Annotated in this window: 8 protein-coding genes; 3 read left to right on the top strand and 5 right to left on the bottom strand. The window is 68.7% G+C overall.

All coding sequences use genetic code 11. From position 1 onward, the window contains the following. Positions 1–374: 374 nt before the first annotated feature. On the bottom strand, positions 375–1,016 hold the full coding sequence (locus ACF06X_RS05995) for a DNA-3-methyladenine glycosylase (protein ID WP_392285919.1): 642 nt from the start codon (positions 1,014–1,016) through the stop codon (positions 375–377). Positions 1,017–1,109: 93 nt separating this feature from the next. Here ACF06X_RS05995 and ACF06X_RS05990 point away from each other — a divergent pair, with 93 nt between their 5' ends. From ACF06X_RS05990 to ACF06X_RS05980, 3 genes are all read left to right on the top strand, one after another. Next, complete coding sequence (locus tag ACF06X_RS05990; protein ID WP_392285918.1) at positions 1,110–1,892, top strand: sporulation protein; 783 nt, start codon at positions 1,110–1,112, stop codon at positions 1,890–1,892. A gap of 58 nt (positions 1,893–1,950) precedes the next feature. Beyond that, on the top strand, positions 1,951–2,487 hold the full coding sequence (locus tag ACF06X_RS05985) for a YbhB/YbcL family Raf kinase inhibitor-like protein (RefSeq protein ID WP_392285917.1): 537 nt from the start codon (positions 1,951–1,953) through the stop codon (positions 2,485–2,487). A gap of 151 nt (positions 2,488–2,638) precedes the next feature. Further along, on the top strand, positions 2,639–3,142 hold the full coding sequence (locus ACF06X_RS05980; RefSeq protein ID WP_392285916.1) for an HNH endonuclease: 504 nt from the start codon (positions 2,639–2,641) through the stop codon (positions 3,140–3,142). 51 nt (positions 3,143–3,193) lie between these two features. Here ACF06X_RS05980 and ACF06X_RS05975 read toward each other — a convergent pair whose 3' ends face one another. The 4 genes from ACF06X_RS05975 to ACF06X_RS05960 form a co-directional block, all read right to left on the bottom strand. After that, entirely contained in the window at positions 3,194–3,967 is a 774-nt protein-coding gene (locus ACF06X_RS05975) for a sulfite exporter TauE/SafE family protein (RefSeq protein ID WP_392285915.1), read from the bottom strand. 89 nt (positions 3,968–4,056) lie between these two features. Further along, a complete protein-coding gene (locus ACF06X_RS05970) occupies positions 4,057–5,010 on the bottom strand; it encodes an SPFH domain-containing protein (protein ID WP_392285914.1) in 954 nt (317 codons plus the stop codon). A gap of 93 nt (positions 5,011–5,103) precedes the next feature. Continuing rightward, entirely contained in the window at positions 5,104–5,532 is a 429-nt protein-coding gene (locus tag ACF06X_RS05965) for an NfeD family protein (RefSeq protein WP_392285913.1), read from the bottom strand. An 87-nt stretch (positions 5,533–5,619) separates the two neighbouring features. Next, a complete protein-coding gene (locus ACF06X_RS05960) occupies positions 5,620–6,417 on the bottom strand; it encodes an ABC transporter ATP-binding protein (protein WP_392285912.1) in 798 nt (265 codons plus the stop codon). Positions 6,418–6,619 lie beyond the last annotated feature (202 nt).

Raw genomic sequence — 6,619 nt, 5'->3', positions numbered from 1 at the left:
GCACGCTGTTGAGTTCTCAAGGAACGGACGCTTCCTTCGTACTCACCCTCTCGGGCTTTCCTCCGGGCTTTTCCCTTCGGTCTTTCGTGTTTCCAACCTTACCAGATCCGTTTTCCGTTCCGTTTCCGGTTCGGATTTTGTTTCCGGCGGCCGATTGGGGCCTTGCCTTTCGGCGTGTTCACTACTTTAGCCGAATTCCCCGGCGGCTCATAATCGAGCCATTCGGATCAACTTTCGGCATGCCGAAAGCCGCACCCTGTGGGGGTTCGTTGTGGGTAGTTTTGGTGGCCGCTCCGGGGGTGCTCGAACAAGCACTGCCCGTCTCAAGCGGCTCGGACTACATTAGGCGTCCCCAGCACCCGGGTCAAGTCGCGTCAAGAGGTCCTCTTGCGGGGCACATGGGCGCGGTACGGGCTCACCGTCGGGTCGTCGTCGATCCAGAAGCGCCAGGGGTGCGGGGCGCCGTCCCCTCCCACTCCGGTGCGCGGGCCGCTGCGTACCTGGTCGGGCAGGGGTGGGGTGCCGGTCAGGACCGACAGCGGGGAGTCGGGGCCGTCGCAGGTGTCGGTGCCGTTGAGGGAGAGCGCCACGTCCAGGGCGGTCGCCAGGCGGGCGGGGCCTTTGGCCAGTTCCTTGTCGTACCGGGCCGAGAGTCGACGTGCCCGGGCCTGGTCCGCGCCCACCAGGATCTCGCCGGCGCGCAGCAGGACTCCGCTCGCGTGGCCCTCGGGGCCGCACACGAGGTTGAGGCAGTGCCACATGCCGTAGGTGAAGTAGACGTACGCGTGTCCGGGCGGGCCGAACATGACCGCGTTGCGGGCGGTGCGGCCGCGGAAGGCGTGGGAGCCGGGGTCGATCGCGCCGGCGTACGCCTCCACCTCGGTCAGGCGGAGTTCGATGCGGCCGGCCCTCGAGTTGCGGACGAGGGTGCGGCCGAGCAGGTCGGGGGCCACCTCGAGAACGGGGCGGTCGAAGAAGGCCCGCGTGAGCGGCGTACGGTCGGGGCTCTCGCTCATGGCGTCCGAGCGTACTGGGCCGCCACGGGAAGCGGCGGGGAACCGGCTACGGTCGTCGCGCGTATGTAGGGGTCAAGACAAGAAGGAGTGGACATGGGGTTCAAGAAGCTGCTCGCCAGCCTGGGTGCCGGCGGTGCGTCCGTGGAGACGGTGCTCACCGAGGAGAACGTCGTGCCGGGCGGTGTCGTCCAGGGCGAGGTGCGGATTCAGGGCGGTTCGGTCGACCAGCAGATCGAGGGGCTTTCCGTCGGACTGCAGGCGCGGGTCGAGGTCGAGGGCGGTGACCAGGAGGTCAAGCAGGACATCGAGTTCGTCAAGGTACGGCTCGGCGGCGCCTTCGAGGTGAAGGCCGGCGCGGTGCACGTCGTACCGTTCGGGCTTGAGATTCCCTGGGAGACGCCGGTCACGGCCATCGCCGGGCAGCAGCTGCGCGGGATGAACATCGGGGTGACCACCGAGCTGGAGATCGCCCGTGCGGTGGACTCCGGTGACCTGGACCCGATCAACGTGCACCCGCTGCCGGCGCAGCAGGCGATCCTCGACGCGTTCCTCCAGCTGGGCTTCCGCTTCAAGAACGCGGACATGGAGCGCGGGCACATCCGCGGGACGCGGCAGAAGCTGCCGTTCTACCAGGAGATCGAGTTCTTCCCGCCGCAGCAGTACCGGGGGCTGAACCAGGTCGAGGTCAGCTTCGTCGCGGACGACCGCGAGATGGACGTCGTCCTGGAGATGGACAAGAAGCCGGGTCTGTTCAGCGAGAGCAGCGACTCCTTCCGCGCCTTCAAGGTGGGTCTGAACGACTTCCACACGACCGACTGGGCCGCGTACCTCAACCAGTGGCTCGCCGACGTCGGTGGGAAGCGCAACTGGCTCTAGGCTCGGCCGGGTAGACGTTAGGGCTGTGAGCCAGGTCAGGCGATACGGAGGTTCAGACGTGGCCGAGGGGAAGAGGGCGCCGCTCCCTCACGACTTCCATCCGCAGGTGCCGGCGTTCACCGTGGTGAGCGACGACATCGTGCCGGGCGGGGAGCTGAAGAGTGCTCAGGTGTACGCGGAGGGGAACGTCTCTCCGCACCTGAGGTGGGAAGGGTTCCCGGAGGAGACCAAGAGCTTCGCCGTCACCTGTTTCGATCCGGACGCGCCGACGGGCAGCGGATTCTGGCACTGGGTGGTGTTCGACATCCCGGCGTCGGTGACCGAGCTGCCCGCCGGCGCCGGGTCGGGGTCGTTCGAGGGGCTGCCGGCCGGTGCCGTGCACGCCCGTAACGACTACGGGTCCAAGGACTTCGGCGGTGCCGCTCCCCCGGAGGGCGAGACCCACCGGTATGTGTTCACCGTGTACGCGGTGGACCAGGAGAAGCTCGGGCCGGACGCGGACGCGTCGCCGGCGGCGGTGGGCTTCAACCTGCGGTTCCACACGCTGGGGCGCGCGCAGCTGATCGGCGAGTACACGGCTCCCGAGCGCAGCTGAGCGTTCGTTTGTTGTTTGCCCGCTTCTGGTCTTGGAGAGATCAGAAGCGGGCATTTTTTATTGCGTTGTCCAACCCGGCGCGCCCGGCCAGAGTTGATCCAAGCCCGGAGCCCCGCCACGGGGCTGGGCCGGCACACGGGAGGTGGGCACAGTGCGGGACACGCTGGTACTGAACGCGAGCTTCGAGCCGCTTTCGACGGTGACACTCAACCGTGCGGTGGTGCTTGTCCTGCAGGACAAGGCCGTCGTGGAGCAGGAGCATCCCGATCTCCGTATGCGTGCCGCCGCTGTCGACATTCCCGTGCCCCGGGTGATCAGACTCTGTCGTTATGTCCGGGTGCCGTTTCGAAGACAGGCCCCGTGGTCGAGGCGCGGGGTGCTGGTCCGGGACCAGCACCGGTGCGCGTACTGCGGGAGACGCGCGACGACGGTGGACCATGTGGTGCCGCGGGCGCAGGGTGGGGTGGACAGCTGGCTGAACACGGTGGCGTCCTGCGCGGAGGACAATCACCGCAAAGCGGACCGGACTCCGGAGCAGGCGGGGATGCCTCTGCTGCACCAGCCGTTCGTGCCGACGCCGGCGGACGCGATGCTGCTGGCGATGCGGGCGGGTGAGCGCTCCGAGCTGCCGGAGTGGCTGAACTCGGCGGCGTAGGACGGGACCGTAGGACGGGCCCGCTCCTTTCGGGGGCGGGCCCGTGGTCGTTCAGCGGAGCAGCAGCTGCACGATGGCGGCGGTGCCGACGGCGACGATGACGCCGCGCAGGACGGCGGGCGGGAGGCGGCGGCCGACCTTGGCGCCGATCTGGCCGCCGATGGCCGAGCCGACGGCGATGAGCAGGACGGCGGTCCAGTCGAAGTCGGCGACGAAGAGGAAGAAGAGCGCGGCGATGCTGTTGACGATCGCGGCGAGGACGTTCTTGACGGCGTTGAGGCGCTGGAGGGTGTCCGCGAGAAGCATGCCCATGAGGGAGAGGTAGATGATCCCCTGGGCCGCGGTGAAGTAGCCGCCGTAGACGCTGGCGAGGAGCAGTCCGGTCAGGAGGAGCGGTCCGCCGTCGGGGTCTCCGTGGGTGCCGTCGCGGTCGCGGCGGGCCTGGACCGCCTTGGAGAGGCGGGGCTGGAGGATGACGAGGACCAGGGCGAGGGCGACCAGGGCGGGGACGATCGTCTCGAACGCCCGGGCGGGGAGCGTCAGCAGGAGTACCGCTCCGCCGAGTCCGCCGATCGCGGCGACGGTGCCGAGGCGCAGGATCCGGCGGCGCTGGCCCTTGAGCTCCTCGCGGTAGCCGATGGCTCCGCTGATGGATCCGGGGATCAGGCCGAGGGCGTTGGAGACGGTGGCCGTGACCGGTGGCAGTCCGGTGAGGAGGAGGACGGGGAACGTGATCAGCGTTCCCGATCCGACGATGGTGTTGATGGTGCCGGCTCCCACACCGGCGGCGAAGACCGCCAGGATTTCCCAGATGGACAACGCCATCTCCTTACATGGTCAGTGAGTCGCCTCCCCGCCCTGAGGCCGTCAGGGTCGAGGGGCTCTCACCGATCATGCACGACTGCGTGTATGTGTCAGTCGACCGGGGGCTGTTCGCGGCGCTCGGTTCCGGTGCCGTTCCCCGCACTGCCGCCGGTGTTGAAGCCGGGGGCGCCGCTGCCGAGGTTGCCGAAGGCGCCGGAGAGGCCCTTGAGGGCGTCACCGATCTCGCTGGGCACGATCCAGAGCTTGTTGGCGTCGCCCTCGGCGATCTTCGGCAGCATCTGGAGGTACTGGTACGAGAGCAGCTTCTGGTCCGGGTCGCCGGCGTGGATGGCCTCGAAGACCGTCCGTACGGCCTGGGCCTCGCCCTCGGCGCGCAGGGCGGCGGCCTTCGCCTCACCTTCGGCGCGGAGGATGGCGGACTGCTTCTCGCCCTCGGCGGTGAGGATCTGGGACTGGCGGATGCCCTCGGCGGTGAGGATCGCGGCGCGCTTGTCACGGTCGGCGCGCATCTGCTTCTCCATCGAGTCCTGGATGGAGGTCGGCGGCTCGATCGCCTTGAGCTCGACGCGGTTGACGCGGATGCCCCACTTGCCGGTGGCCTCGTCGAGGACTCCGCGCAGGGCCGCGTTGATCTCCTCGCGGGAGGTCAGGGTCCGCTCCAGGTCCATGCCGCCGATGATGTTGCGCAGGGTGGTGACGGTGAGCTGCTCGATCGCCTGGATGTAGCTGGCGACCTCGTAGGTCGCGGCCCGGGCGTCGGTCACCTGGTAGTAGATGACGGTGTCGATGTTGACGACGAGGTTGTCCTGGGTGATCACCGGCTGCGGCGGGAAGGGGACGACCTGCTCACGGAGGTCGATTCGGTTGCGGATCGAGTCGATGAAGGGGACGACGATGTTCAGGCCCGCGTTGAGCGTGCGGGTGTAGCGGCCGAAGCGCTCCACGATCGCGGCGCTCGCCTGCGGGATGACCTGGATCGTCTTGATCAGGGCGATGAAGACAAGCACCACCAGAATGATCAGGACGATGATGACTGCTGACATCGTGTTCCCCGTGCCCTTCGCTGCCGGTTGACTGCCGGGTTGTGGCTGATGATCGAGTTTCCCAGACGGCGGAGCGTCATGTGCGGGGTTCGGTCACATGACCACGGCGGTCGCCCCGTCGATGTCGACGACGTCGACCTGTTCGCCCGGTTCGAAGCTCTGGCCGGAGTCGAGCGCGCGGGCGGACCAGATCTCACCGGCGAGCTTGATGCGGCCGCCGCTGCCGTCGACCCGTTCCAGGACGACGGCCTGACGGCCTTTCAGCGCATCGATGCCGCTGGCGTGTTGGGGCGGTCCGTTGCGATGGCGGGCCGCGATGGGCCGGACCACGGCGAGGAGCGCCACGGAGACGACGGCGAAGACGACCACCTGGGCGACGATGCCGAACCCGAGACCGGCGGTCGCGGCTCCGGCTGTCGCGCCGACGGAGAACATGCCGAATTCGGGCATCGCGGTCAGGACCAGCGGAATGCCCAGTCCCACCGCGCCGATCAGCCACCAGACCCATGCGTCGATGTCCACATGGTCATGGTAGGGCGGTGGGAACTCCGGGGACAGGGCGCGGTGCTGTGCGGGGACACGACGCCGTGAATTCCGGTCGCTTCGGGGTTACTTGAGCGGGAGGCCCTGGGCGGTGTAGCGGTCGCCGAGGTGCTCGACGACGAGCGGCAGGCCGAAGCAGAGCGAGAGGTTGCGGGAGGTGAGCTCGGTCTCCATCGGGCCGGCGGCGAGCACCTTGCCCTGGCGGATCATCAGGACGTGGGTGAAGCCGGGGGCGATCTCCTCGACATGGTGGGTGACCATGATCATGGAGGGGGCGTACGGGTCGCGGGCGAGGCGGCCGAGACGGCGGACGAGGTCCTCGCGGCCGCCGAGGTCGAGTCCGGCGGCCGGCTCGTCGAGGAGGAGCAGTTCGGGGTCGGTCATCATCGCGCGGGCGATCAGGGTGCGCTTGCGCTCGCCCTCGGAGAGGGTGCCGAACTTGCGGTCCAGGTACTCGGTCATGCCGAGCCGGTCGAGGAAGGCGCGGGCGCGCTCCTCGTCGACGGCGTCGTAGTTCTCGTGCCAGGTGGCGGTCATGCCGTACGCGGCGGTGAGGACTGTCTGCAGGACGGTCTGGCGCTTGGGGAGCTTGTCGGCCATGGCGATGCCCGCCATGCCGATGCGGGGGCGGAGGTCGAATACGTCGGTGCCGACGCCGCCGAGCTGCTCGCCGAGGACGGTGGCGGTGCCGGTGCTCGGGAAGAGGTAGCTGGAGGCGATGTTGAGGAGGGTGGTCTTGCCGGCGCCGTTGGGGCCGAGGATGACCCAGCGCTCGCCCTCCTTGACCGACCACGAGACATCGTCCACCAGAGCCCGTCCGTCGCGGACCACGGATACGTCCACCAGCTCCAGTACATCGCTCATGAGCGCGTTGTCTCCCCTTGCGGTCGAGTCGTGTCGTCGCCTTGCGCCGGTGGGCGCGGCGTCCAGGGAAAACCTACGCCACTGTCCGAGCGGGCCGGTCCTTAGGTCCGTCCTTGGTCGGTCCCGAGGCCGCCCCTTACTAGGGAGTGTCCGGAAAGTATCGGCGTCCGCCCGGAGGGCGGGGTGCGCGGCGTCCGGTGCG

Source organism: Streptomyces sp. NPDC015346 (assembly GCF_043078785.1).
In the GTDB taxonomy this organism is placed as follows: domain Bacteria; phylum Actinomycetota; class Actinomycetes; order Streptomycetales; family Streptomycetaceae; genus Streptomyces.
Note: the sequence above shows the minus strand (reverse complement) of the source record. Positions and strands in the feature narration are given on the sequence as shown.

Bases quoted from the DNA above. Each gene is read 5' to 3' on its own strand.
- ACF06X_RS05995 (WP_392285919.1), bottom strand. From the start codon at position 1,016: ATGAGCGAGAGCCCCGACCGTACGCCGCTCACGCGGGCCTTCTTCGAC.
- ACF06X_RS05990 (WP_392285918.1), top strand. From the start codon at position 1,110: ATGGGGTTCAAGAAGCTGCTCGCCAGCCTGGGTGCCGGCGGTGCGTCC.
- ACF06X_RS05975 (WP_392285915.1), bottom strand. From the start codon at position 3,967: ATGGCGTTGTCCATCTGGGAAATCCTGGCGGTCTTCGCCGCCGGTGTG.
- ACF06X_RS05970 (WP_392285914.1), bottom strand. From the start codon at position 5,010: ATGTCAGCAGTCATCATCGTCCTGATCATTCTGGTGGTGCTTGTCTTC.
- ACF06X_RS05960 (WP_392285912.1), bottom strand. From the start codon at position 6,417: ATGAGCGATGTACTGGAGCTGGTGGACGTATCCGTGGTCCGCGACGGA.